Annotated in this window: 19 protein-coding genes; 8 read left to right on the plus strand and 11 right to left on the minus strand. The window is 66.2% G+C overall.

Annotated features, from left to right (window positions below):
• Positions 1–240: 240 nt before the first annotated feature.
• From F0U63_RS36670 to F0U63_RS36680, 3 genes are all read left to right on the plus strand, one after another.
• Complete coding sequence (locus F0U63_RS36670; protein WP_395837445.1) at positions 241–2,796, plus strand: ATP-binding protein; 2,556 nt, start codon at positions 241–243, stop codon at positions 2,794–2,796.
• Positions 2,797–2,993: 197 nt separating this feature from the next.
• The gene (locus tag F0U63_RS36675; protein WP_395837447.1) at positions 2,994–4,547 is read left to right on the plus strand and encodes a M14 family metallopeptidase; all 1,554 of its coding nucleotides are present in this window, start codon (positions 2,994–2,996) and stop codon (positions 4,545–4,547) included.
• Positions 4,548–4,669: 122 nt separating this feature from the next.
• On the plus strand, positions 4,670–7,066 hold the full coding sequence (locus tag F0U63_RS36680; RefSeq protein WP_395837449.1) for a non-ribosomal peptide synthetase: 2,397 nt from the start codon (positions 4,670–4,672) through the stop codon (positions 7,064–7,066).
• Positions 7,067–7,077: 11 nt separating this feature from the next.
• Here the strand turns inward: F0U63_RS36680 and F0U63_RS36685 are convergent, their stop codons facing one another.
• Positions 7,078–7,989 carry a LysR family transcriptional regulator gene (locus F0U63_RS36685; RefSeq protein WP_395837451.1) on the minus strand — a complete coding sequence of 304 codons (912 nt, stop codon included), beginning with the start codon at positions 7,987–7,989 and terminating at the stop codon, positions 7,078–7,080.
• Between the two features lie 111 nt (positions 7,990–8,100).
• Here F0U63_RS36685 and F0U63_RS36690 point away from each other — a divergent pair, with 111 nt between their 5' ends.
• On the plus strand, positions 8,101–9,099 hold the full coding sequence (locus F0U63_RS36690) for an MBL fold metallo-hydrolase (RefSeq protein ID WP_395837453.1): 999 nt from the start codon (positions 8,101–8,103) through the stop codon (positions 9,097–9,099).
• A 19-nt stretch (positions 9,100–9,118) separates the two neighbouring features.
• On the opposite strand, the gene F0U63_RS36695 is transcribed toward F0U63_RS36690, so the two are convergent.
• The gene (locus tag F0U63_RS36695) at positions 9,119–10,750 is read right to left on the minus strand and encodes a GMC family oxidoreductase (protein WP_395837455.1); all 1,632 of its coding nucleotides are present in this window, start codon (positions 10,748–10,750) and stop codon (positions 9,119–9,121) included.
• Between the two features lie 124 nt (positions 10,751–10,874).
• Positions 10,875–12,056 (minus strand): RICIN domain-containing protein, encoded by a 1,182-nt coding sequence (locus F0U63_RS36700; protein ID WP_395837457.1) that lies wholly within the window; start codon positions 12,054–12,056, stop codon positions 10,875–10,877.
• Positions 12,057–12,410: 354 nt separating this feature from the next.
• Between F0U63_RS36700 and F0U63_RS36705 the strand changes: the two genes are divergently transcribed.
• The gene (locus F0U63_RS36705; protein WP_395837459.1) at positions 12,411–13,661 is read left to right on the plus strand and encodes a glycoside hydrolase family 2 TIM barrel-domain containing protein; all 1,251 of its coding nucleotides are present in this window, start codon (positions 12,411–12,413) and stop codon (positions 13,659–13,661) included.
• Between the two features lie 57 nt (positions 13,662–13,718).
• Here F0U63_RS36705 and F0U63_RS36710 read toward each other — a convergent pair whose 3' ends face one another.
• The 7 genes from F0U63_RS36710 to F0U63_RS36740 form a co-directional block, all read right to left on the minus strand.
• Positions 13,719–14,147, minus strand: a complete 429-nt coding sequence (locus F0U63_RS36710; protein ID WP_395837461.1) for a VOC family protein — start codon at positions 14,145–14,147, stop codon at positions 13,719–13,721.
• A gap of 107 nt (positions 14,148–14,254) precedes the next feature.
• A complete protein-coding gene (locus tag F0U63_RS36715) occupies positions 14,255–14,413 on the minus strand; it encodes a DUF1427 family protein (protein ID WP_395805198.1) in 159 nt (52 codons plus the stop codon).
• A complete protein-coding gene (locus F0U63_RS36720; RefSeq protein ID WP_395837463.1) occupies positions 14,410–14,637 on the minus strand; it encodes a DUF1427 family protein in 228 nt (75 codons plus the stop codon). The genes F0U63_RS36715 and F0U63_RS36720 overlap by 4 nt, the downstream gene beginning before the upstream one ends.
• The gene (locus F0U63_RS36725) at positions 14,634–16,340 is read right to left on the minus strand and encodes an MFS transporter (protein WP_395848484.1); all 1,707 of its coding nucleotides are present in this window, start codon (positions 16,338–16,340) and stop codon (positions 14,634–14,636) included. The genes F0U63_RS36720 and F0U63_RS36725 overlap by 4 nt, the downstream gene beginning before the upstream one ends.
• Entirely contained in the window at positions 16,249–18,114 is a 1,866-nt protein-coding gene (locus F0U63_RS36730) for an amidohydrolase family protein (protein ID WP_395837465.1), read from the minus strand. Before F0U63_RS36730 ends, F0U63_RS36725 begins: the two co-directional genes overlap by 92 nt.
• Positions 18,115–18,193: 79 nt before the next feature.
• Positions 18,194–18,853 (minus strand): hydrolase, encoded by a 660-nt coding sequence (locus tag F0U63_RS36735; protein WP_395837467.1) that lies wholly within the window; start codon positions 18,851–18,853, stop codon positions 18,194–18,196.
• A 123-nt stretch (positions 18,854–18,976) separates the two neighbouring features.
• Complete coding sequence (locus F0U63_RS36740; protein ID WP_395837469.1) at positions 18,977–19,348, minus strand: hypothetical protein; 372 nt, start codon at positions 19,346–19,348, stop codon at positions 18,977–18,979.
• Positions 19,349–19,580: 232 nt separating this feature from the next.
• Between F0U63_RS36740 and F0U63_RS36745 the strand changes: the two genes are divergently transcribed.
• A complete protein-coding gene (locus F0U63_RS36745) occupies positions 19,581–20,213 on the plus strand; it encodes a response regulator (RefSeq protein ID WP_395837471.1) in 633 nt (210 codons plus the stop codon).
• A 76-nt stretch (positions 20,214–20,289) separates the two neighbouring features.
• On the opposite strand, the gene F0U63_RS36750 is transcribed toward F0U63_RS36745, so the two are convergent.
• Positions 20,290–21,168, minus strand: a complete 879-nt coding sequence (locus F0U63_RS36750; protein ID WP_395837473.1) for an alpha/beta fold hydrolase — start codon at positions 21,166–21,168, stop codon at positions 20,290–20,292.
• 153 nt (positions 21,169–21,321) lie between these two features.
• Here F0U63_RS36750 and F0U63_RS36755 point away from each other — a divergent pair, with 153 nt between their 5' ends.
• Together F0U63_RS36755 and F0U63_RS36760 are read left to right on the plus strand one after the other, a co-directional pair.
• Entirely contained in the window at positions 21,322–21,711 is a 390-nt protein-coding gene (locus F0U63_RS36755) for a hypothetical protein (protein WP_395837475.1), read from the plus strand.
• A gap of 199 nt (positions 21,712–21,910) precedes the next feature.
• Positions 21,911–23,611 carry an extracellular solute-binding protein gene (locus F0U63_RS36760; protein WP_395837477.1) on the plus strand — a complete coding sequence of 567 codons (1,701 nt, stop codon included), beginning with the start codon at positions 21,911–21,913 and terminating at the stop codon, positions 23,609–23,611.
• Positions 23,612–23,639 lie beyond the last annotated feature (28 nt).

A 23,639-nucleotide genomic window follows, 5' to 3' on the forward strand; every position in this document is an offset into this window, starting at 1 on the left:
CTTCACAGAGAGGACCCATGAACGCAATCCATGATGCCTCCCACCTTGGAGAGCGTGGAGTAGAGCGAGGCCGTGCATCGTCGAACGGCACACGTCTCCCAACCCTCGCGGACAATGGTTCCTCGCGCGAGGAGCACGTCTGGCACGACTTCCCCTCCCTGCGGTGTTCGGGTCTTGACCGCACTCCATTCGAGGACGGCATCTGCTCCCCGTCCAGGGCAGAGTGATTGCTCGAGACCCATGACGACGTCGCCGCATAGCGGTTCTCTCCAACGGTTCGAGCAGGTGCTCGCATGGCTGGTGCCAGTCGCGAGTGGGCTCGCCGTTCTGGTTGCGGTTCTGGATCTGCTCGGCTGGTCCCTGGCGAGCAAGCCGCTCATCCAGCTCGTTCCCTGGCCAGGCGCGGGCATCATGATGCCGAACACCGCGGTGGGCTTCATCCTGAGCGGCACCGCACTCTGGCTGCTCCACGAAGAAAAGGCGAACCCATGGCGGCGAGGAACAGGTCAGGCCCTGGCGCTCGCCTCCCTGCTGTTGGGGGGCCTGACCCTCTCCGAGTACATCTTCGGGGCCGACCTTGGAATCGACCTCCTGCTCTTCAGCGAGACCGTCCAGCATCTGACCCCGAGGCTCCCGGGACGGCCCGCGCCCTCGACCGCATTGAGCTTCTGTCTCACGGGGCTGATGCTCCTGCTCATGAATGTCAGGACCCGCCAGGGGCGGCTCCCAACCCGGCTCCTGGCTCTGGCCGTCATGCTCCTCTCCACCCTGGTCCTCATCGGGTACCTCTACATGGAGGAGAGCCTGTTCGAGCCCGAGCGGCTCGTCTTCCCCCTACTGCCCTCCTTGCCCATGGCAGTCCACTCAGCGCTCCTCTTCCTGCTGCTGTCGCTCGGCGTCCTGTCCATCCATCCCGAGCGAGGGTTGATAGGCCTGCTCCTGCGAGACGACGTCGGGGGCATCATGGCGCGCCGACTGCTCCCCGCGACCATCCTCATCCCCCTGCTGTTGGGTGGAGTTCTGCTCCTGGGTGAACGGCTGGGGCTCTACGGGGCCACGTCGGGCTTGTCTGTCTTCGTGGTCATCACGATGGCCGCCTTCCTGCTCCTGGTCGCGTGGAACGCGAACACCCTCTCCCGGATGGATGCGCGGCACCGGTCCGAGGAAGTGCTCCGCGACAGTGAGGAGCGCTTCCGGACCTCGTTCGAGCACGCACCGATCGGAATGTCCCTGGCCGGTCTGGACGGCCATTTCCTGAACGTGAACGGCGCACTGTGCGAGCTCCTCGGTTATTCGCAGCAGGAACTCCTCACCAAGACGTTCCAGGACATCACCTGCTCCGAGGACCTGGAGTTGGACCTGGAGAACGTGCGCCGGATGCTCAAAGGAGAACTCAGCACCTATCAACTGGAGAAGCGCTACCACCACAAGGATGGCCACCTCGTGACCATCCTGCTGACAGCCTCCCTGGTGCGCGACTCTCGGGGAGAGCCGCTCCACTTCATCGCGCAGATCCAGGACATTTCCGAGCGCAAACAGCTCGAACAGGCATGGCGCTTCCTGGCCGAGGCGGGTCCACGGCTCGCGGCCTCGCTCGAGCCCCAGGCCACCCTCATCACCGTCGCGCAGCTGGCCGTTCCCGCGCTGGCCGACTGGTGCATGATCTATCTCTTCGAGGAAGACGGGCGGGTGCAGCGGGTGGAAATCATGGCGGCTTCCCCAGAGAAGACCCACGTGCTGCGCGAGCTGATCACCGCCTATCCCCATGATCTGTCCCAGGAGGGAGACATCGTCGCCCACGTCCTCCAGACGGGACAGCCGGCGCTCGTCCCGGAAATCTCCGAAGCGATACTCGAGGCGACGGCGAGGGACGCCCGTCACCTGGAGTTGCTCCACCGCCTCGAGTCCCGCTCGGGCATCGTCGTGCCCCTCGCCACGCGTGGGCGAATCCTGGGTGCGATCATCCTCACGATGTCCGAATCCGGGCGCCGCTACGGTGCCCGGGACCTCTCCCTCGCCGAAGAGCTCGCCCATCGCGCCGCGCTCGCCATCGACAATGCCCGCTTCCATGAGCAGTCCGAGCAGGCCACACGCACTCGCGACGAGGTCCTCCGGGTCGTCGCACACGATCTCCGCACTCCCCTGAATGTCATCTCCCTGCGGGCCAGGAGGCTCCTGACATCCCCCCCCGGCATGAGAGCCACGGACACGAACTCGCTCGAGTCCATACAGAAGGCGGTCGACCGGGCGACCCGGCTCATCCAGGATCTGCTGGACGTCGCCCGGATGGAGGTCGGCCACCTCTCGTTGGACCGCGTCTTGGAGCGGACCGCGCCACTCCTCAAGGAGGCCGCCGAGTTGCATCGCGCGCTCGCGGAGGAGAAATCCATCCAGCTCACGGCCGCCGTCACGGAGGACGCGCCACCTGTCTTCGCCGACCGCGACCGGGTGCTCCAGATCCTCTCGAACCTGCTTGGGAACGCGCTCAAGTTCACCCCCCCAGGTGGGCGGATCGCGCTTCGCGCCGAGCCGGCGGGGCACATGATGCGCTTCTCCGTGAGCGACACGGGCGCCGGGATTCCAAAGGAGAACCTGCCTCACCTCTTCGAGCCCTTCTGGCAGGCCTCCGAGGGAAGGAAGCAAGGCGCCGGTCTGGGACTCTCCATCGTGAAGGGGCTCGTTGAAGCCCACGGCGGACGCATCTGGGTCGAAAGCAAGCCTGGATGGGGGAGCACCTTCTTCTTCACTCTCCCCACCGTCATTCCGGCCGCGGAACACTCCTCGCATCACGCATGAGGTCAGGCGACGGAAAAATCCCTTCCATGTAAAATTTGTATATCCTGTATACCTTGAATAGGGTGCGCGTCCTCCCATGCCGTGGAGGAACCCCCATGCCGTCACCCGTCACTGGAGTTCTCGCAGCCGCAGCGCTCGCCCTCTCTCCCCTCGTTGCCCAGGCAGGAGCCCCCGCGGAGGGGTCGTCCCGTCCGTCCGTGCTCCTGGCCCGGGTGTCGTTCAAGTCCCGGGTGGATCTGGATCGGCTCGCCGAGACGCTGGATCTCAGCGCCGCGGTGGATCACCAGAAGAAGACCGTGGAGGCGGTGCTCTCACCCGAGGAGTACGACGCGCTGGTGAAGGAAGGCCGCCGCGTGGAGATCCTCGAGGAACAGACGCGGATCCTGAACGAGCCCCGCGAGGGGTGGATGTCGCTGGCCGGCGGGATTCCTGGCTACTCGTGCTACCGCACGGTGGACGAGACCTACGCAGCCATGGCGCAGCTGCCCGTCACCTACCCGAACCTCGCCTCGTGGAATGACATCGGCGACACCTGGGACAAGGTGACGGCGGGGGGCAAGCCGGGAGATGACCTGCGGGTGCTGGTGCTGACGAACAAGGCGCGCACGGGACCCAAGCCCCGGTTCTTCCTGATGGGTGGCATCCACGCCCGCGAGTACACGACGGCGGAGCTGGCCACGCGCTTCGCCGAGCAGCTCGTGAGCCGCTACGGCACGGACGCGGATGTCACCTGGCTGCTCGACTACTCCGAGCTGCACGTGGTGGTGCAATCCAACCCGGACGGCCGCCGCGTGGCGGAGACGGGCTTGTCCAAGCGCAAGAACACCAACACCAGCGAGGGCTCCTGCTCCACGACGACCTACGGAGTGGATCTCAACCGCAACAGCAGCTTCGACTGGGGTGGCGCGGGCGCGAGCAGCAGCGCGTGCAATGACACCTACCGGGGGCGCTCGGCGGCCTCCGAGCCGGAGACGAAGACGCTGGAGAACTACATCCTCTCCCTCTTCCCGGACCAGCGTGGGCCCGCCAGCACGGATCCCGCCCCCGCGGACACCACGGGCCTGATGCTCAGCCTCCACAGCTACGGCGGCTATGTGCTCTATCCCTGGTCGGCCACCACCGCGGCTGCGCCGAACGCGACCCAGCTGCGCACCCTGGGGCGCAAGTTCAACTACTTCAATGGCTATCAGGCGTGCCAGGTGAGCACGTGTCTGTATTCGGCCTCGGGCTCCACGGACGCCTTCGCCTATGGGCGGCTCGGTGTCGCGGCGTTCACCTTCGAAATGGGGGGAGCCTTCTTCGAGAGCTGCACCACCTTCGAGAACACCATCGTCCCCAAGAACATGCCGGCCCTCTACTACGCCTTCAAGGCGGCGCGGCGGCCGTACCAGGTGGCGGCGGGCCCGGACTCCATCAACCTCGCGCTGTCGGCGAGCACCGTGTCGCAGGGGACCCCGGTGACGCTCACGGCGCGGGCGGATGACACCCGCTATGGCACCAACGGGGGCACGGAAGGCTCGCAGGCCATCGCCGCCGCGCGCTACTCCATCGATGCACCGTCGTGGGTGTCGGGCACGCCCACGTTCGCACTGAGCGCGGTGGACGGCGGCTTCAACAGCACGGCCGAGTCCGTGCAGGCCACGGTCTTCACCTCCGGTCTGGCGCCGGGCCGGCACACGCTGTTCGTGGAGAGCCAGGACGCCAGCGGCAACTGGGGCGTGCCCACCGCCATCTTCCTGAACGTGCAGTAGTTCGTCCTCGTCGTTTGCTTTCGAAGGGGTGAGGACCCAAGCTGGCCTTCATGTGGAGCGTGCTTCATGGCCCCCCTCACCCCCTCTCGGCGAACTGGACCCTGGAGGACACCTTCACGCGGATGCTGACGGCCGACCCGGCGCGCCGCGAGAAACCGGCGCTCCTCACCGAGGCAGGCTCGCTCAGCTTCCAGGAGTTGGACTCGCGAACCCACCAACTCGCGCGAGTGGTGCGGACGCGGTTGCGCACGGGATCCTCGTCCTCCCCCCAGACGACGCCGCTCGTGGGCGTGTGCATGTCGCGAGGGCCGGCCATGGTCGAGGTCCTGTTCGCCGTGCTGCGAGCAGGCGGCGCCTATCTGCCCCTCGATCCCACCTATCCCCCCGCGCGGCTGGCTCACATCGTCGCCGAGGCCGCTCCCTCACTCATCGTGGCCGGACCCGAGCACGAATCGCTCGTACGGCACCTCGCCCCCCGCGACCCGTGTTGGGTGTTCGATCCGCGTGCGCCGCTCGACCTGGAGGGCGAAGACCCCGAGCGACCCGGGTCCTCGTCCCCGCCAGCGGGCGAGCGGCCCTTCGCGGTGCTCTACACCTCGGGCAGCACCGGACGGCCCCGCGGCGTATGGCTGCCGCACCGGGCGGCGCAGAACCGGTTCCAATGGATGTGGCGGACCTTCCCCTTCGCCGAGGACGAGGTGTGCTGTTTCAAGACGCCCCTTGGCTTCGTCGACTCCATCTGGGAGCTGTTCGGCGCGCTCCTGCGGGGAGTCCCCGTGGCCCTCGCACCCGATGGCCTCGAAAAGCAGCCCGAGCGCCTGCTCGCCTTCGCCGCACGCCACGGCGTGAGCCGGCTGATCGTCGTCCCCTCGCTGCTGCGGCTCCTGCTGCCGCATCTGTCCCCTCCACCCGGGGAGTCCGGTGTCCCCGTGCCGAAGTTGCGCCTGTGGACGTGTAGCGGAGAGCCCCTGCCCTCCCCACTCGCCGAGGCCTTCCTCGCGCGCCGGCCGGGCGACGTGCTGCTCAACCTCTATGGCAGCACCGAGGTCATGGGCGACGTCACCGCGCACGTGTGCCGCGCGGGAGAGGAGCCCGTCCCCATCGGGCGGCCCATCGACAACACCACCCTCGAGCTGCTCGATGAAACGGGAGCGCCCGTGAAGGTTGGCGAACGGGGCACCCTCCATGTACGGGGTGCGAACCTCTCGCTCGGCCATCTCGGCTCCGGCGGCTCCTCCACATGGACAGAGGAGGGAGGACGCTACGACACCGGAGACCTCGGCCGGATGGTCCGTGACCCGATCGATGGAGGCTGGATGCTGCTCCACGAGGGCCGCCGGGACCGGCAGGTCAAGCTGCTGGGCAACCGCTTCGAACTCGCCGAGCTCGAGCGCGTGCTCCTGCGCTGCGAGGGGGTCCTGGCCGCCGTGGCGCTGGTGCGGGAGGACGCGGAGGGACCCTCGCTGCTCGGCTTCGTCCAGCCACGCGAGCCTGGAGCGGTGAGCCTGGAGACCTTGCGCGCGGTGTGCGAGGCGGAGCTTCCGCCCCATGCTCGGCCCGTCCTCGTCCTCATCGAGGACCTGCCGCTGCTGCCCAACGGAAAGCTCGATCGCCAAAGGCTGCTCGCGCTCGGAACAACGGCCGCGGCCCCCGGAGGGGATCCTTTCTTGGCCGCCTGGCGCGCGGTGCTACCTCGGGCGCCCATCGAGGAGGACACGGATTTCTTCCAGGCGGGAGGCACCTCGCTGCTCGCGGTGGACCTGCTGCGCAGGCTGCGCGAGGCCGGCAAGCCGGTGTCCCTCGAGCAATTCTACGCGGCACCATCGCTCGCCGCGCTGCGGCGGGGAGCCCACCTGGAGGCCCCACACGGTGCGCTCACGGTGCGCCCCTTGGAGGCGGCGTGTGACGCGCTCGGCACGGCGGCGGTGGACCTGCTCGCTGACCGCTTCGACGAGATCGATCCGCTCAAACAAGCGCTCGGAGCGACACGAGCCGATCTGCATGCGATGTTCGCCAGCCACCTGGAGGCCTGCGTGATGGAGGGCCTGTCCTTCGTGGCCGTCGATGGACAGGGAGAGATGGTGGGGTGCGTCATGGCCGCTGATCTGTCCCGGGTGCATACCCATGCACGGGAGGGCCGCTTCGTGGTCGCTCCGCGACTGGAGCCGTTGGACGCCGTCCTGAGTGCCATCTCGGATCCCTGGTGCCACCAGCCATCCGAACCGGGTCCAGGCGAATGGGTCTACGTGCTGCTGCTGGCGGCCAAGGGGCAGCGGGAGGTGGCTCGGGTCGCGCGCGAACTCGAGACCACGGTGATCGGCGCTGCCCGCGCACGGGGGTATCGGGGCGTCGTCACGGTCAACACGCATGCCCTGACGCAACAACTGTGTGAGGAGCTGGGCTACCGCACCGAGGCGAGCCTGGACGTGTGGGAGTTCGTCCACGCGGGCGCACGCCCTTTCGCCCAGGTACCCGAGGACGGCGCGGAGCTGCGGCTACAAGTCCTGCGCTTCCCTTGACGGTCCCGGGCCTACGCCCGCTGGGTGGCCACGCGAACGAAGCACTCCCTGAGCCACTGATGCGCGGGATCATGCTGTGCACGGGCATGCCAACCCATCGCGAGTTCGATGGGTGGCATGGAGAAGGGCAGAGGCAGGAGGTCGAGGCCCGGCGCGTAGCGCTGGAGAAACCTGCTGGGGAGTGTGGCGACACAGTCCGTATCGGCGAGGACGAGGGCGACCTGATTGTAGTTCGGGACGGTGATGACGACACGGCGCGCCTTGCCATGCCGCGCGAGGACGTCGTCAACCGCACTATGAAAGCTACCGTCCTGGGAAACCATGACATGGCTGAGCTGGCAGTAGTCCTCGAGCGTGGGAGCCTTCTGGCCCCTGGGATGCGCCTTGCGCTGGGCGAAGCAGAACTCGTCGGTGAGCAGACGGCGGCTCTTGAGCGCATCGGGAATCTTGGCTGGAATCCCAATGTAGAGGTCGAGCTCTCCACGTTCCATCCGGTAGATCAGATTCTCCTCCACCGGCGCGACGAAGCCGAGACGGATCCCGGGTCCACCAAGACCAAGGATCTCCCGGGCCACGGCGAGACCGATGCTCGTGAACATGTTGTCGTTGAGCGTGATCGTGAAATGGCGTTGCGCCTCCCTGGGGTTGAACTCAACGCGGCTCACGACGGCGCTTTGCAGATCGAGCAGTGCCTGGTGCAAGGCCGGCTTCAACTCGAGCGCTCGCGGCGTGGGGGTCATTCCGCGGCCCGCCTCGGAAGGAACGAGCAGGGGGTCCTTGAACAGCTCGCGCAAGCGGCCGAGCTGGGCGGAGAGCGCCGGCTGACTCACGTTCAACCGGCGGGCCGCACGTGTCACATTCAGCTCCTCGAGCAACACGTCCAGGGAAATGAGCAAGGGCAGGTCCGCCCTCCGGATATCCATCCCGTCTATACCTCCTATAAACACGCTCAACTCACGATGGGCGCTGGGCAACCGTATGTATCCACCACCGCGGTTCGCACCGAACCCGACGGCATCCCTACGGGAGAAGATATGCGTTTCCATCGACTTTTTCTCGACAGCATGGTCGCGGCGGCGGCCCTGTTCTCCACCGCCCTGCCACTCACCACCATGGCGGCACCGCCAGCAGCCGGAACCAGCGTTGCCCAAGCGCGAGCGCAGGTACCGGGTGTCTACCGCTACCGCGTCGGTGACTTCCAGGTGACCGCGCTGTCCGACGGCACCGTGCCGCAGGATCTGCACGAACTCCTCAGGGGAGCATCAACCGCGGAGGTCGACAAGATGCTCCACCATGCCTTCCTGAGCAACCCTGTCGAGGCGTCCATCACGGCCTTCCTGGTCGATACGGGGAGCCGGCTGATCCTGGTCGATACCGGAGCCGGCGGCTTGTTCGGGCCGGGCTATGGCGGCAAGCTCCTCGGCAGCCTCAAGTTGGCGGGCTACGAGCCGGAGCAGATCAACGACATCCTGCTGACGCACATCCACACGGATCACAGTGGCGGCCTCGTCAACGAGGGTAACCGGGTGTTCCCCAATGCCACGGTGCACGTCGGCGGGCCGGACCTGGACTTCTTCCTCAACCCCGCGAACCAGGGCGGCGCCAATGGCTACGACAAGAAGTACTTCGAGCAAGCAGTCAAGACGGTCGGGCCGTACATGAAGGCTGGGAAGGTTCAGGGGTTCACCCGCGAAACCCAGCTCTTCCCCGGCATCAAGGCCATCCCAACACCCGGCCATACCCCCGGGCATGGCTTCTACCGGGTGGAGAGCAGGGGCGAAGCCATCACGTTCATTGGCGACATCGTCCATGTGGCCTCCGTGCAGTTCCCGAACACGGCGATCACGATCGTCTACGACGTCAGCCCCAAGGATGCCGCGGCTCAGCGTGAGAAGCAGTTCGCCGCGGCGGCGGGCAATCGCGCCCTGGTCGCGGCGCCGCACCTGCCCTACCCGGGGATTGGCCACATCCGCGCGGAGGAGCGGGGCTACACGTTCGTCCCGGTGGACTACCGCGATCGCCATGAACCCTGAATGACCGGGCGCGCTCGCTCTACTTGGACAGGATGAGCCGGCCGCAGCGGTCGCCGATCATCATCGCGGGCGCATTGGTGTTGCCCGAGGTGACGAAGGGCATGATGGCGGCGCTCGCCAGCCGCAGCCCCTTGACGCCACGCACGCGCAGCTCCGGGTCCACCACCGCCAGGTCATCCGTGCCCATCTTGCACGTGCCCACCGAGTGGAAGTCGGACTCGGAGTGCTGCCGGAGCGCTTCCACCCACTGAGCGTCGGTCACGACCTCCGGACCGGGGGTGTGCTCCACGTCCTCGACCCAGTCGCGCAGGCCCGGCGCGCCGAGCAACTGGCGCACGAGCTTGTAACCCTCGAGCTGGTTGGAGACATCCTCCTCCGTCCCCAGGAAGTTCGGGTCGATGACGGGGGCGTCCTGGTGGTTGGCCGAGCGCAGCTTCACGGTGCCACGGCTCGTCGGGTGCAGGTTGATGAGGCCGAAGGCCAGGGCCTCGGAGGGATAGGAGCCCCAGCCGTAGCGCATGTAGTACGTCTGGACCTGGAACTTCGGAGACCCCGGGCGAGGGCCCTGCCCCGTGAAGACGTTGACGTCCATGGTGGTGAGATGGGTCGCGGGCTCCGGCTGACGGAGCTTCCGCACCGCCACCGAGACGAGGTGGTCGTGCAGGTTCTTCCCCACTCCCGGCACCTTCGCCACCACGGGGAGGCCATGGGGCTCGAGATCCGCCGGATCGCCGATGCCCGAGAGCATCAGCAGCTGGGGCGTCTGGATGGTGCCCGCGCAGACGATGACCTCGCGCCGTGCCTCCACGGACAGCTCGCCGCTGTCGCTGTCGAGGATGACGCGCTCGAGCTTCTTCGCGCTGTCGAAGGCGAGGCGCTTCACCTGGGCATTCAGCATCAGCGTGAGCCGGGGATTGGCCAGGTACGGCGACACGAAGGTGGAGAAGGCATCCTGGCGGATGCCGCCCACCACGTTGAGCTGGCTATAGGTGACGCCCAACTGGTTGTCGCCGTTGTAGTCCTCGTTGAAGGGATGGCCGAGGCCCACCGCGGCCTGGACGATGGCCTGGGACAGCGCGTTGCGCGCGGTGAGCTCGTTGGAGGGGCGGATGAGTCCGGTCAGGGCCTGGAAGGAGGGAAGGACGCTCGCGAAGTCCCAGCCACGGCACCCCGCCGCGGCCCAGCCGTCGTAGTCGGCCCGGTTGCCGCGCACCCAGACCATGCCGTTGATGGAGCTGCTGCCACCGCTCACCCTGCCACAGGAGTAGGACTGGGGCCTGCCATTGAGCGCCGCCTGCGGCTCGGACTTGTAGGCCCAGTCGGTCTCGGCGCCCGGCTGGGTCAACTTGTAGGACTGGGTGAAGTCCTTGATCTCCGGACGATCATGGGTGCCGCCCGCCTCGATGAGGAGGACGCGGGCGTCCGAGTCCGCCAGGAGCCTGGCGGCCAGCGTGCAACCGGCGGAGCCCGCGCCGATGATGATGTAGTCGTAGTCCCTCGAGTCCGAGCACCCGACGAGGGTGGGCATCCCGAGCGCGGCGGTCGAGAGACCGAGCAGCTTCAACAACTCACGGCGGGAGTACCTGCCCGCGGCCGCCACCTGGAGGAGCTCCTTCATGTCGGAGGTGGAGCGTGTCTTGTTCCTGCTCATCTGGTACCTGCCTTTCCTGGAGTGAGCGTACGCCAGGGTGCTTCGTACTACGAAAGAGGGGCGCCGCCTCTTCTTCCGGCGACGCCCCGGGCTCGCCGCGCCCTTCACTCCAGGTGCGCGCGCATCAGTTCTGCGGGCAGAAGACGATGTCGAAGTCCTCGGCGTTGCACGCCGCCATCACCGAGTCATCGCCCGACCACGAGTATGACTGCGAGCACATGGCGTCGAAGTACTTCGCCACGACGCTGTTGGGGTTGTCGCGGTCGCGGCTCACGCAGGAGATGATCTGGCCGGCGGCGTTGCGCAGCTGGCCCTCCGCGGGGCACTTCGCCAGCATGTCCATCGGGCAGCTGCGCGTCTGGCCCGTGCAGGTCGTCCCACCCGCCAGATCATAGGGAATGATCTTCAGGGGGAGGTTGTGGGCATCCACGTGGCTGAGGTTGAACCAATCCCAGCTGTTGTAGGAATAGAACACCTCGTTGAAGCCGAACTCCGCCAGCGAGTGATGCTCGAAGCCCGGGTCCTCTCCCCTGCGGAAGCCCCAGTAGCGCTTGGTGAGCATCATGTCCGTGACGGAGCCAATGGTCCGGCACGCCTCCTGGCCCGAGTTCAGGTCTCCCCCGGTGATGTTGTTGCCGGCGAAGGTGACCGGGAAGGAGCACCGGTTGATGAAGCGCAGGCTCGTCTTCCCATCATTGGTGCCCAGACACCCCTTGCCCGTGGACGGAGGCGGTGTGGTGCCGCCATCCACCCTGTCGAAGGTGAAGAGCTGGTTGGCGGTGCCGGTATAGGTATACTGGACATACTCCGTGCCGTTGTTCGCCGAGCCCCAGTACAGATCGATGGCCAGATCCGTGTGGCGCGGATGGATGCTGAACTGGTTGTTGCCCCGGCTCACGAACTTGAACTGCTGGTTGGCCCCGCCGACGTACGACCACTGGTGCACCTTGGCGTTCAACGCGGTGCTGACATCGATGATGTCGAGCGCCTTGCCGCTGGCGGCGTTGATGATCTTCCAGTACCCGTCCGACGTCGGGGAGATGTGGAACTTCTGCGCGTTGTTGCCGTTACAGTCGTACTGCTGCACCTTGGCGCCATCCGCGGTGCTCCCAGAGGCCACGTCGACACACTTGTTCGTCATGACGGAGCGGATGACATAGTCCCCCTCCGTGATGCTGGACACGATGGCCTCGCGCTCGAGCTGCCCGCTCTGCTCCGCGGGCGCCACCTCGGCGACATTGCATCCACCCAGTCCAGCCAGAACACTCAACAGAGAAACACAGCGGAACGCCGTCTTTCGCGACACGATGATCTCCTTGCGTGGAACGAGGGGTTTGGTTCGTCTCCCTCTCACGGCCACTCCAAAGCAACCCCCATGCCATTTTCCTGCCTTTGCAGTATTTCACGTATTAACGTTTTCATCGATTGAACCGTGCTGTCCACGTAACGATTGTCATTGTCCCCTGGTGACTCGAGTCACCACCCCTGATGACTCGGGTCACCAGGAGAGCAGAACAGATGCTCTATTCACGCTTCAATTTTCTCATTGAGATGTACGCGAGAGGTCGCGGTGGCTCACCGCCGCGTCCACACGAGGCCTCCCCATGTGGCCCCACATTCGCAAATCCCCCGGCCTTACCGCTTATGAGGGGTTTTCCACATGTACCGTTTTATTGTTGGAATGGGAGTCCTCGCGCTGTTGGGGGTGGCGCCCGAGGCGCACGCCAGACGCGCCCCCGAGACGCTCACGCTCTCGGGCAAGCAGCTCTTGATCAATGGCCAGCCATTCATCGCCAAGGGAGTCAACTACCAGCCCGTGCCCCGGACGGGCCCGAGCAACTGGCCCGATGACTGGACCATGAACCGGGCCGTGGTGTTCAACGACCTGGCGAAGATGAGGGAGATGGGCGTCAACCTCATCCGCGTCTATGTGCAGTATGATCGGCTGTTCCAGAACTGGGACGAGCAGAACGATCCCTCGTCCGACCCGGGCCGGGTCGACCAGACGGTGCTCGCCAACTATCGCGCCGTTCTGGACGAGGCCGACCGCCAGGGCATCTACGTCCTCATGAACTACTTCCTGCCCACCCACGTGGACTACCGCGTGGGACAACAGGTGAAGTTCAACAAGGACGCGCGCACGCGGCACAAGCTGCGCTTTCGCAACATCATCAACGTCTTCAAGAACCGCACGGAGTTCCCCATGGTGTTGATGTGGGCGCTCGGCAACGAGAACAACTTCGAGTGGAACCGCGGGCAGATGACCTCCGAGGCGATGTTCGACTTCCTCGGCGAGGCGATCCGCGAGGCCGATCAACAGGCGGATTCGACGCACCCCTATACCGTGGTCCTCGGGGACAACCCCCAGTTGGACATCCACAACACCAGCCTGCTCAACCGGGCGCCCCTCGTGGATGTCTGGTCCATCAACATGTACAACACGGAGCAGGGCTTCAAGAACATCATCCAGGGCTACTCGCTCAACAAGCCGCTCCTGTTCACGGAGTTCGGCTATGACGCCTGCCAGCACAACAAGGGCTGTGACTTCTCCAACCCGGAGGGGCGCGGCACCCAGGAAGCGCAGTTGCAACAAGCCGCGTTCTACCAGAGCCGCTGGGAGAACGCGATGCTGCCCAACCTCAGCGCCAGGAGCACCGCCAACAAACTGCTCGGCGGTGTGGTGTTCGAGTGGAACGACGAGTGGTGGAAGGACGGCGCCGGCCCTCGTGACGTCCACGACACCGGAGGGTTCTCCAACGCGAACCTCATTCCCGACTGCTTCATGAACGAGGAGTGGTTCGGACTCTCCACCGCCCTCAAGGATACCGAGACCAGTGGGCGCTACTACCGTTCCGCCTTCACCCAGCTCAAGAAGATGTGGACCGCTCCGGCACTGACTTCCGCCGAGTAGGCCGGCTCGACCCCCGCGCGCCCCGGCCACCTGACCGCCGGGCGCGCTCCGCCGAACTCAGGGGGTGCCGTGGTACACGGCCTCGATGTTGTTGCCGTCCGGATCCAACACGAACGCGCCGTAGTAGTGGGGATGGTAGTGCGGCCGCTCACCGGGCGCGCCGTTGTCCTTCGCACCGGACTTCAGCGCCGTCTGGTGGAACGCGTCCACCGCCGCCCGGTCCCTGGCGGAGAAGGCCACGTGGCGAGGCGAGGCGGGCGTCTTCACCTCGATGAGCCACAGGATGCTCTTTCCGGGAGGGCCGAAGGCGCACATCCGCCGGCTGGGGAACTCCGGGTCCCACGTCGCGGTCATCTCCTGCACGAGGCCATGGCCCAGGGACGCGAGCACGGCCCCGTAGAACGCCTTCGCGGTGGGGTAGTCCGTCGTGTAGAAGCTCAGGTGATCAATCATGGTGGCAGCGTCGTAGCAGAGTGCGCCGGACATTTCCTGTCCGTTTTCCCACTCGTGACACCGGCTCGGCCCAAGCACCGAGAAGCTGTCGCGCTGGAGCTGGTGCGCGCCGGTCACACCGCTCGCCTCGCCGTGTCATCTCAGCCCAGGAGATGATCACCGAGCAGATAACCGACGGTCATTGCCAGCACCAGCAGCGCGCCTTGCAGTTTCGGCGGTGCGGGCAAGGGAATGTCGAGCAGACGGCAGCCGGCACCAATGGCCAATGCCAGGACAGGACCGACCAGGAGCTGCATCATGTGCGCGTCTCCCTGGTATCACCGCTGGGCCCGCCGCAGTCGTGGCGATGATGCGCGGGGTGCGTCGCGATGTACTTGTCGGCCAGCAGGTAGCCGCTCGTCATGGCGACCACGAGTGAAGCGCCCACCAGCATGGGCGGTGCGGGTACCGGAATGCCCAGCCAGCGGCAACCAAAGCCGATGGCGAGGCCGAGCAGCAGACCAACACACAATTTCCGGTTCAAGGGACGTTCTCCAACGCGACGAAGTGAGGGTTTGATGGCGTGGCGCCGACGAAGTGGCGCACGGACGGCGGCTGCGCGCCGAGATGCAGGGCGCGAAGCCTGTCCTGCAAGTGCTGCTCTTCGTGGGTGACACGCTCATGTTGGCGGAGGTGCTCCAGCCAGGAATCGACGATGAAATACTCGAGGAAGTGACCCGGCCGCGCCGTGTCTTCCATCACCCCCCACTGCACCGCACCGTCGCGCCGACGGGTCCCCCCGAGCAGGTGGATGTGCTGCAGGAACTCCTCGCGCTTCGCCGGCTCGATGACGTATTCCACCGTCACGAGCACCGGACCACGGGCAGGCTCGATCTTCGACGCCACGGCCGGCTGCGGCCAATGCGCGGACGGGGTGGTATCCCGCGCCATGGCCGTGCTCAGACGGAAGCGCAGCGAGAAGACACCCGCGAGCACCGCCAAGACCGCCGCCACCGTCAGTGCGAACCCGGTACCGGCGTGCTGCGCGAGCGCCCCCCAGATCAAGCTGCCACCCGCCATGCCCGCTGAGAAGACCATGATGTAGAGCGACAGCGCCCGGGCGCGAACCCACGCGGGCACCGAGACATGCGCGGCCGTCTGCAACGATGACAGCACGGTGATCCACGACACGCCGTTGGCCAGCATCGCCACACAGAGCAGCCGCAAGTCACGGATGCCCGCCAGGGCCAGCATGGTGAGGGCGTAGATCAGGGTCGCGGCTGGCACCAACCTGTCGGCATCGAACCGTTCGCGGAGCTTCGGCAAGACGAAGGCACCAGCGATGGCACCCGCACCGATGAACCCCAGCAACAGTCCATAGGTGCCCGCCCCCGCGGAGAGCTGCTGTCGAACCACGATCGCCAGCTGCGCGGGGAGGGCACTGGCGAACACGAAGAAGCAGGCCGACTTGACCAGCACCGACCGGAACTCGCCAGCTTGCACCGCATAGCGCAACCCCGCGCGCAGTGCGCCCCCGAAAGACTCGGCGGGAAGGGTCGAGACGGACCGCGCCGGTTTCCATCGCCACAGGACGAACACCACGCCCAGGAACGACAGCGCATTCAGGGAGAATGCCCAGGCCGCGCCGAACTTCGCCACGACCAGTCCGCCCAGGGCGGGGCCGATGGAGCGCGCGATATTCATACCGATGGAGCTCAATGCCACTGCCGGTGCCAGCACCGAGCGCGGGACCAGGTCAGCGGTGGTCGCGGCCTGGGCGGGCATCGCCATCGCCGCGCCCGTGCCGAGCGCGAACGTCAGACACAGCAGAGACCAGGCCTCGAGCCGGCCGGCATGTGCCTGCAGGGCGACCATCGTGACCACGAAGAGCATCCACAGCTGCACCCCGAGCAGGTATCGCCGACGGTCGACGATGTCCGCCAGCGTGCCGGCCACGAGCGCGAACGCCACGACCGGCAGCGTCGTCGCGGACTGCACCGCCGCGACCATGAGCGGTGAGCCCGTCCGCTCCGACATGAACCAGGAGGCGGCGACATCCTGGACCCAGGTTCCGATGTTGCTGGTCAAGACCGCCAGCCATAGCGCACGGAACCCGGGATGGCGAAGCGGTGCCCATGCGCTCATCGCCGGAGCATCAGAAGGCATAGCACAGGCATCCCAAGGCACCCCAGAAGTCGCGCAGCCCGCCGCCCGGCGTCGGGTGGTGTGCGGCATGATCCTTGCCATGGCCATGCACGGCACACGACGTGCCGTGTGAGTGCGAATGCCCTTGCGCTCGAGCGAACATGGCACGGGCCTGCGCCTGGGTGCCGCCCTGGTAGCCACCGAACCGGCTCACAGGCGACCAGTCCGGCATGGGCTTGGGCAGCGACGGGGCGAGCGGGCCGAAGTCACCACCACCGTGCACCACCTTGCCACCCACCACGGTCAACACGCTGGTGATGTCCTTGATGGCTTCTTCCGGCACGTGGAGGAAGTCCGAGGACAGCAGTGCGAAATCGGCGTATTGGCCAACCTTCAGCAGGCCCTTGCGATCCTGCTCATGGGAGAGCCACGCGCTGCCGTGCGTGTACAGGCGCAGCGCTTCTTCTCGCTCCAGCAGGTTGTCGTCGCCATACATCGCCAGACCACCCACGGTGCGGCCGGTGACCAGCCAGTACAACGCCACCCACGGGTTGTAGCTGGCCACGCGCGTGGCATCGGTGCCGGCGCCGACCGGCACACCCGCCTCCAGCATCTTGCGCACCGGCGGAGTGTTCCGGGTCGCCGCGCTGCCGTAGCGCTCCGCGAAGTACTCCCCCTGGTACGCCATGCGATGCTGGACGGCGAAACCGCCCCGCAGGGCGCGCACGCGTTCGATATTGCGCTCGGAGATGGTCTCGGCGTGGTCGATGAACCAGTGCAGTCCGTCGAAGGGCACCTCGCGGTTCACCTTCTCGTAGACATCGAGCACGCGGCTGATGCTCTCGTCGTAGGTGGCATGGATGCGGAACGGCCAGCGGCGCTGCGCCAGCAGGCGGACCACGTCTTCCAGCTCGCCCTCCATGCCCTGTGGCAGCTCCGGGCGCGGTTCGCGGAAATCCTCGAAGTCCGCCGCCGAGAAGACCAGCATCTCGCCAGCGCCGTTGTGGCGCAGCATGCCGTCGCCCTGGAGCGGCGTCAGCATCCGCGACCACTTGTCGAAGTCCGCAAGCTCTCCACCCTTCTTCTGGGTGAACAGGTTGTAGGCGATGCGCACCGTCAGCTCGCCGTCGGCATGCAGCTTCTGGATGATCTCGTAGTCTTCCGGGTAGTTCTGGAAGCCTCCGCCGGCATCGATCACCGAGGTGATGCCCAGCCGGTTCAGCTCGCGCATGAAGTGGCGGGTAGAATTGAGCTGGAACTCCGGCGGCAGCTTCGGTCCCATCGCCAACGTCGCGTACAGGATCAGCGCATTGGGTTTGGCCAGCAGCAGGCCCGTGGGATTGCCGGCGTGGTCTCGCTCGAGCCGCCCACCGAGAGGATCAGGACTGTCCTTGGTATAGCCGACCGCGCGCAACGCGGCGCGGTTGAGGAGTGCTCGGTCGTACAAATGCAGGATGAAGACCGGGGTCTCCGGAGCGGCTTCGTTGAGCTCCTGCAGCGTCGGCAGCCGCTTCTCGGCGAACTGGTGCTCGCTGAAGCCGCCCACCACCCGCACCCACTGCGGTGCCGGTGTCCGTGCCACCTGCTCCTTGAGCATCGCCATCGCGTCGGCCAGCGTGCGCACGCCGTCCCAGCGCAGCTCCATGTTGTAGTTCAAGCCACCGCGGATCAGATGGAGGTGGCTGTCATTGAGGCCGGGAATCAAGCGCCGGCCCCCGGCATCGATGATCCGGGTCCTGGCGGTGGCATGTGCCATCACCGTGGCCTCGTCGCCAACTGCCAGCAGGTTGCCGTCGGCGACGGCCAGCGCCGTCGCCGATGGGTTGTCCCGGTCCAGGGTGGTGATCCGGGCGTTTCTGACGATCATGTCGGCCATCGGTACAATCCTTTCCATTCCGGCGACTCGAGCCGGAGACAATCGTTATCGTCTACGACATCCGATGGCCGCATGGCCATCAGTGACCGCCTTCGGAAGCGCCGAACATCGTCTTGGCGTACTGCAAGCCGATACCATAGCCTCCGCCGTGGGTCTTGGCGATGCCGGTGGTCAGGCCATACGTGGCCTCCCGCGCCCAGTCGCGCTGCAGCTCGAGCAGGTACTGCAGGCTGGTCATCGGAACCGCACCGGCCTGGATCATCCGCTGCACCGCGCGCTCGTGCGCCTCGTCGGACACATCACCGCAGGCATCGGTGATGACGAACGTCTTGAAGCCCTGGTCGACCGCCGACACGACCGGACCCACGATGCACACGCCCGTCCACAGTCCCGCGAACACCAGCCGCTCCTTCTCGAACGCGTTGATCTGGGCGATCACCTGCTTGTCTTCCCAGGCATTCATGGAGGTGCGGTCGTAGACCTTCGCGCCGGGAAACGCCTCGGTGATCTCCGGGAACAACGGCCCCGAGAAGCTCTTCTCCGCGACCGTGGTCAACAGGGTCGGAACGCGGAAGCCAGCGGCGGCCTTGGAGATCAGCGCGGTGTTGTTGCGCAACTGCGCGATGTCGATCGAATGCGTCGCGAAGGTCATCTGCGACTGGTGATCGATCAGGATCAGGGCATGGTCGGTGGGCGACAGGAGGCCCTTTCCGGGCGTGGGGGAAGCTTTGGGAGCCATGAGATTGTTCCTCTTCGGGTTGGGGTGATGGCAAACAGACTAGAGCTTCAGGTCTTCGTGTAAAACACCCGAAAGCGCAGGAAACGGATCACCCGAAAGGGGGAGCGAGCGCCCACCGGCCCGCTATTCATCAACGCGGGTCTTCTTGCGCGGCGGCAGGGTGACAACGCGTCTTCCGAACAACCACGCATCCACCGAGTGAGCGCCGGGGCCGAGGAGCGCCAGTGCACCCGCGGCGAGAAGCCTGATACCCGCTTCAGGCAGGGTCGCTCCGCCCATGACCATGAAGTCGAGGAAAGAGAACAGACAGCACACGACGGCGAAAGGAGGTGTCAAGACGCCCAGGCAGAGTCCAATGGCCAGGAGCACGAGCATCGCCTGCATCAGCGGTCCGCCGAAGGGGTGGAGCAGCAGGGACAGGGCGACCGACAGGCGCAGCAACAGCAGTCCGACCCCGGGGCCACCTTCGGGAAACATGGAGAAGAGGCGTTGCACCACTCCATGATACCCCCCTGGTGCGGCGAGATTGTATCTGAGATAAGGGAGCCCAGCCTCCCCATTTTGGGGGATTCCAACGATGTCGATGCCGGGTATCCAGCGGCCGTTCGCTGGTCGAGCCCAACGGGACGAAGCCGATGTTTCCACGACGAAGAGTGATGATTCCGGGTGGAATGGCCTCGCGGGGCGGAATGAACCGCGCCGGTCGCCCGGCGGAGGGCACTGAGCAATGAGTTCCACGAACCCGCCCATTCGCATCCTGATTGTGGACGACCATCCGCTGCTGCGCGAAGGGCTCAGCAGCATGATCGCCGGCCAGTCGGATATGCAGCTGGTCGCCGAGGCGGAGAATGGAGAGCAGGCCCTACAAGCCTTCCGCGACCATCTGCCAGACATCACGCTGATGGACGTGCAGATGCCCACGATGAATGGCATCGATGCGATCACCGCGATCCGCACCGAGTTCCCCACCGCGAGAATCATCGTCCTGACGACCTACAAGGGGGACATGCAGGCGTTGCGCGCCATCAAGGCGGGCGCATCCGGATATCTGCTCAAGAGCATGTTGCGCAAGGAGCTGGTGGAAACCATCCGCAGCGTGCATGCGGGACGTCGCCGCATCGCCGCGGATATCGCCACCGAGATGGCCGAGCACGTGGCGGACGACGAATTGACGGCACGGGAATGTGACGTCCTGCGCCTCGTGGCCAGGGGTAGCGCCAACAAGGAAGTCGCTGCCCTGATGGGCATCTCCGAGGAGACGGTCAAGACGCACATGAAGAACGTCCTGACCAAGCTCGGTGCCAAGGACAGGACGCATGCGGTGGTCGTTGCGCTGAAGCGGGGAATCATCGACATCTGAGCGTGGATGCGCAGCGGCAGCGGCTCGCATCCGTCGAGGCAGGAGACCGATGGCGGTGACGAGGCTCAGGCGGACGTCAGGAGACGGCGCCTGCCCGGACACGCGGCACCGGCTGGGCGTCGAGGAAGGAGCGCAAGGCGGCCGTGAAGGGCTCCGGCCGCTCGAAGAACGGGAAGTGCGCCCCCCCCTCCTCGGCGGTGAAGATGCGCAACTGGGCGCCAGGGATTCGCTCGGCGCTCCACTTCTGTGAGGCCGGGTTGACGTGACTGACCTCGCCGGCCATCACCAGCGTCGGCACGTCGATGCGCGGCAGCACATCGCGCCAGTCCTGCATGATGTGGTCCAGCAGCAACCGTGAGCCAAAGCCGCTCTCGAGCTTGAGGTTCTCCTGGTAGAGCCACGCCAGGTCCTCGCCGGAGATCTGCCTGGTGAGCATGGAGACGAGGAAACCGTGCCGCACGGCCGCCGCGTCGGGACCGGAGACGCCCTTGCAGAAGGCCTCGGCACCGGGGAAATCCAAGATGGCACCCACTTCGCTCGCCTCGGCCTTGTTCAACCAGGGGAGAACCGTGCAGGCACTGGGCTGGTCGATGATGATGAGCGAACTCACCTTCGCGGAGCCGAACAGGTCGAGGTAGCTCCACAGCACCGACGCTCCCATGGAGTGGCCCGCGAAGTCCGCCTGCTCGATATGAAGGTGCGTCAGGAGCTCGTCGAGGTCACGCGCGAGCCGGGCGATGCGAGCGCCGTGCGGGGGGTGGCCGGATTCCCCGTGGCCACGCTGATCGTAGCTGACGACACGGTAGTTCCTGGCGAGCATGGGGATCACCCGATCGAACATCGCGCGAGACTGCGACCAGCCGTGCAGCAGAACCAGGGTGCGCTCGCTCGAACTCGAGCCCGCGAGGTGGTAGTCCAGTTTGCATCCGTCCGCGGTCGTGAAGGTGCTCATCATGTCTTCCTTTCACGCACGCAAGGTAGAGCGTCGAGCCTTGAAGGAAATCACCCGAAAGCACATGCAATGATTCACCCGAAAGAGGGAACGAACGCTCACCGTTGCACACCACGAACAGGGATGAGAGGAAGAGGTAACCCCTTGGGAGTTCAAGTGAATCAGCAGTCCATCCACCAGACATTGGAAACGGTCGACTGGGGGCCTCCACCTCCCATCAACAAGCACTACCCGGGGCTCCATCGGGAAGCGGATCCCTGGCTGGAGAGCGTGGGCCTGGCGGACAAGCCGGGCCGCCTCGAGAAGCACCAGAGGATCGAGGTTCCCCTGTTCGCGGCCATGGCCTATCCCACGGCCTCTCGTGACAACCTGCTCCTGGACTTCGAGCGGGAGGCGCACTCCATGGCGCGCGCGTCCCAAGGCTTGAATGACGATACGAAGCTCTACATCCACGGCCTCAAGGTCTGGTACCAGGCCAACTACTTCTGGTCGCTGAAATGCCGTCGCTTCATCGTCGAGCCGGTGGAATGGCGTCGCCCGGTTTGATGCCGATGACGGCCGGGAGCACCTCGGGGCCGAGCGTGTACTTGTAGCTCCACTGATGGGGTGGACATCGGGCCTGGGCGTGTGACGACTCCGTCACGCGCGTGCAAGAAGCAGGTGAGTTGCATCATGGACGGTTGAGGGGGCGGCGGCGCTGCGTCACACAGTCGTGGCGAAGGTGCCCGAGGGGAGGACCATCCGGATGTGGAAGCTGCGGTGGGGAGTGCTCGCGGTGGTGATGTTGCTGGCGGCCTGCAAGGAATCAGGCCAGGGGACCTCCCCTGCACCCGATGCCACACGCAAGCCCCAGGCGGCGAGCGGCGAGCGGCCCGTGGTGCTGACGGTGGCCTACGGCAGTGAGAAGAAGAGCTGGTTCGAGGAGCAGGCGCGCACCTTCGAGCGGAGCGGAGCGAAGACGAAGTCGGGCCGGCCCATCCGGGTGGAGGGCCAGGCGATGGGCTCGGGCGAGGCGGTGCAGGACATCGTCTCCGGCAAGCTCCGGGCGCACGTCTACAGCCCGGCCTCCAGCGCATACCTGCCGTTGCTCAACAACGCGTGGATGACGTCCAGGGGCAAGCCGACGCCGGTGGTGGGCGAGGGCGAACCGCTGCTGCTCTCGCCCATCGTCATCGCCATGTGGAAGCCCATGGCGGAGGCGCTGGGCTGGCCGGGCAAGCCCCTGGGCTGGGCGGACCTGATGAAGGTGGCGGCGGACAAGCGGGGCTGGGGCGCGTACGGGCACCCCGAGTGGGGCCGCTTCAAGCTGGGCCACACCCATCCGGACTTCTCCAACTCGGGCCTGCTGTCGGTGCTGGCCGAGGCCTACGCGGGCTCGGGCAAGACGCGCGGGCTGACGGTGGCCGACGTGGAGGGCAAGAAGACGAAGGCGCTGCTGACGGAGATCGAGGGCACGGTGGTGCACTACGGCAAGTCCACCGGCTTCTTCTCGGACAAGATGCTGCAGCGGGGGCCGGGCTACCTGTCGGCGGCGGTGCTGTACGAGAACCTGGTCATCGAATCCCACGGCAAGCGGACGGACGCGCCGTTCCCGCTGGTGTCCATCTACCCGGTGGAGGGCACCTTCTGGTCGGATCATCCCTACGCGGTGCTAGACGCGGACTGGGTGGGCCCCGAGGAGCGCGAGGCGGCGCAGGCCTTCATGGCCTTCCTCAAGGCGCGGCCGGCACAGGAGCGCGCGCTGGCGCTGGGCTTCCGTCCGGCGGACCCCTCGGTGGCGATCACCGCGCCGGTGGACGCGGCGCACGGCGCGGATCCCAAGCAGCCGCAGACGCTGCTGGAGGTGCCCGGCGCGGACGTGCTGGAGAAGCTGCTGGCCGTGTGGCGCGAGACGAAGAAGCCCACGGACGTCACTTTCGTCTTCGACAAGTCCGGCAGCATGACGGGCCGCCCGCTCACCGAGGCCAAGGTGGGAGCCAAGCGCTTCCTGGAGTCGCTGTCGGACCGGGACGAGGTGACGCTCGTCCTCTTCGACAACAACGTGTACCCCCCCATGGGCCCCGTGGTGCTCGGCAAGGGCCGCGCGGAGCTGCTCGGCCGCGTGGACAACATCATCGCCGACGGGGGCACGGCCCTCTATTCGGCCACCCAGACCGCCTACAAGCTCGCTCGGGAACGGGCACAGAAGGAGCCGGGGAAGATCCACGCCGTGGTGGTGATGACGGACGGCATGGACGAGAGCAGCACCATCACGCTGGGGAACCTGGAGCAGGGACTGAACACGTCGAGCGGGGAGAATCCGGTGCGCATCTTCACCATCGCCTACGGCGAAGGCGCCGAGGGCAAGGTGCTCGAACGCATCGCCGAGGCGGCCAAGGGCTCCAGCGCCAAGGGCGGCGTGGAGGACATCGTCCAGGTGTACCGGGACATGGCGTCCTTCTTCTGAGGCGCGGGATGACGGGACTGGGGAGGAG

The sequence above is a fragment of the Cystobacter fuscus genome, from assembly GCF_044360685.1.
Classification (GTDB): domain Bacteria; phylum Myxococcota; class Myxococcia; order Myxococcales; family Myxococcaceae; genus Cystobacter; species Cystobacter fuscus_C.

Bases quoted from the DNA above. Each gene is read 5' to 3' on its own strand.
- F0U63_RS36670 (WP_395837445.1), top strand. From the start codon at position 241: ATGACGACGTCGCCGCATAGCGGTTCTCTCCAACGGTTCGAGCAGGTG.
- F0U63_RS36680 (WP_395837449.1), top strand. From the start codon at position 4,670: ATGCTGACGGCCGACCCGGCGCGCCGCGAGAAACCGGCGCTCCTCACC.
- F0U63_RS36685 (WP_395837451.1), bottom strand. From the start codon at position 7,989: ATGGATATCCGGAGGGCGGACCTGCCCTTGCTCATTTCCCTGGACGTG.
- F0U63_RS36690 (WP_395837453.1), top strand. From the start codon at position 8,101: ATGCGTTTCCATCGACTTTTTCTCGACAGCATGGTCGCGGCGGCGGCC.
- F0U63_RS36695 (WP_395837455.1), bottom strand. From the start codon at position 10,750: ATGAGCAGGAACAAGACACGCTCCACCTCCGACATGAAGGAGCTCCTC.
- F0U63_RS36705 (WP_395837459.1), top strand. From the start codon at position 12,411: ATGTACCGTTTTATTGTTGGAATGGGAGTCCTCGCGCTGTTGGGGGTG.
- F0U63_RS36710 (WP_395837461.1), bottom strand. From the start codon at position 14,147: ATGTCCGGCGCACTCTGCTACGACGCTGCCACCATGATTGATCACCTG.
- F0U63_RS36715 (WP_395805198.1), bottom strand. From the start codon at position 14,413: ATGATGCAGCTCCTGGTCGGTCCTGTCCTGGCATTGGCCATTGGTGCC.
- F0U63_RS36725 (WP_395848484.1), bottom strand. From the start codon at position 16,340: ATGGCAAGGATCATGCCGCACACCACCCGACGCCGGGCGGCGGGCTGC.
- F0U63_RS36730 (WP_395837465.1), bottom strand. From the start codon at position 18,114: ATGGCCGACATGATCGTCAGAAACGCCCGGATCACCACCCTGGACCGG.
- F0U63_RS36735 (WP_395837467.1), bottom strand. From the start codon at position 18,853: ATGGCTCCCAAAGCTTCCCCCACGCCCGGAAAGGGCCTCCTGTCGCCC.
- F0U63_RS36745 (WP_395837471.1), top strand. From the start codon at position 19,581: ATGAGTTCCACGAACCCGCCCATTCGCATCCTGATTGTGGACGACCAT.
- F0U63_RS36750 (WP_395837473.1), bottom strand. From the start codon at position 21,168: ATGATGAGCACCTTCACGACCGCGGACGGATGCAAACTGGACTACCAC.
- F0U63_RS36760 (WP_395837477.1), top strand. From the start codon at position 21,911: ATGTGGAAGCTGCGGTGGGGAGTGCTCGCGGTGGTGATGTTGCTGGCG.